We start from the raw sequence: 1703 nt of genomic DNA on the forward strand, positions 1-1703 counted from the left end.
GCGGCGGATTACTCCGCCGCCCGTCGGCCTTTCCGGCAAACCGGACGGATGACCGTGGTGGCCCTGCGGATGATGACGCTCCGTAATCGTTGACCCAACCTTGAAGGACGGCAGCAACTCCCGGTCTGCCCGAATTCGTCTAGGTGGTTGGCATGCTCCCGGACCCGGCTCAGAAGTCCCCCGCCGCCGTCGGCATCCTCGGCACGGGCTCGTACCTCCCGTCGCGGGAGGTGACCAATGCCGAGCTCGCCACGCTGGTCCCGGGAGCGGATCCGGACTGGGTGGCGCGCAAGACGCTGATCGAGGCGCGCCGGTTCGCCGCGCCCGACGAGGCCGCCTCCGACCTCGCCGCGAAGGCCTCGGTCCCCGCTCTCGAGCGAGCCGGCATCGACGCCGCGGATCTCGACTATCTCATCGTTTCGACGTCAACCGGTGACTCTCCGCAACCGCCCACGTCGACTCTGGTGCAGGAGCTGATCGGCGCGGACCGGGCCGCGTGCTTCGACGTCAACGTCGTCTGCGCCGGCTTCGTCTTCGCCCTCGAGATGGCGCGCAGCCTGGTCTCCGTGCGGCCGGGTGCCAAGGTCCTGGTGGTGGCGACGGACGTCTACTCCCGCATCCTCGACTTCGGCGACCGCCGGACCGCGGTGCTCTTCGGCGACGGCGCGGGCGCCGCGGTGGTCGGCGCGGTGCCGGACGGCTACGGCATCCTCGAGTCCGAGCTGGTCAGCCGGGGCTCAGCACACCAGCTCATCCGGGTCGAGGCGGGCGGCAGCCGGCGGCCGGCGTCGGCCGAGACGGTGGCCAACGGCGAGCACTACTTCCGGATGGACGGCCGCGGCGTCCGCGAGTTCGTCGCCGAGCACGTGCCGCCCGTCCTCCAGGCCATGCTCGAGCGCGGGGGCATGCACCCCAAGGACGTCGACCACTTCGTCCCGCACCAGGCCAACGGTGTGATGCTGCAGGAGCTGGTGGACCTGGCGCAGCTCGACGGCGCGACCACCCACCTGACCCTGGCCCGGTACGGCAACGTCGGCAGCGCGTCGGTGCCGGTGGCGCTGGACGCAGCCGCCGGGTCCGGCAAGCTGCTCGACGGCGACCTGGTCCTGCTGGCCGGCTTCGGCGGCGGCATGGCGGTCGGCGCCTCGGCCCTGCGCTGGTACGCCAACTGAGGTACGCCACCCGGCGAAAGAAACTGGTAGCCCAGAGGGCCATCCGCTCCGCGGATCGCCTCCTGGGCTACCACTTTCAGTGGGGCTCGACCAGCCAGTCCCAGGCGCGGCGCAGGCCGCTCTCGGGGACGGCGTCCTCGGCGGGCACCGGGAGCTGGTTGCCGGGCACCGAGACGATGACCGCGTGCTCGTAGATGCCGTCGATCTGCTCGGCGCCGGCGAACCGGTGGTCGGCCGAGGTCTTGATGATCAGGCCGTGAAAGATGTCCTCGCGGTCGTCGGCCAGCACGTGGCTCACCGCGCCGACGCGGTCGCCGGAGCGGTCGTACACCGGTGTGTCGTCCTTGAGGACGAGGTAGGACTGTGGTGCGCCGATGTCCTCGGGCACCTGATCGGAGTTTGTCATGTGACAACCGATACCCGCCCGGCGGCCGGGTACACGGATCACTCCGCGGGTGGCAGCCTCGCGACCTCGCTGTAGAACCGGTCGATCTGCCGCACGGTGGCCTCGAAGTCGTCCAGGCCGAAGGG

Annotated in this window: 2 protein-coding genes; one reads left to right on the forward strand and one right to left on the reverse strand. The window is 70.9% G+C overall.

Annotated elements, in window-relative coordinates; translation table 11 throughout:
• The first annotated feature begins 152 nt into the window (after nucleotides 1-152).
• Nucleotides 153-1172: a ketoacyl-ACP synthase III gene (locus AB0M20_RS41975; RefSeq protein WP_364306943.1), complete on the forward strand. Its 1020-nt coding sequence runs from the start codon at nucleotides 153-155 to the stop codon at nucleotides 1170-1172.
• 76 nt (nucleotides 1173-1248) lie between these two features.
• Here the strand turns inward: AB0M20_RS41975 and AB0M20_RS41980 are convergent, their stop codons facing one another.
• Nucleotides 1249-1578, reverse strand: coding sequence for a hypothetical protein (locus AB0M20_RS41980; protein ID WP_364306944.1), 330 nt, complete (start codon nucleotides 1576-1578; stop codon nucleotides 1249-1251).
• Between the last annotated feature and the right edge of the window lie 125 nt (nucleotides 1579-1703).

This window comes from Actinoplanes sp. NPDC051633 (genome assembly GCF_040681735.1).
Lineage (GTDB): Bacteria > Actinomycetota > Actinomycetes > Mycobacteriales > Micromonosporaceae > Actinoplanes.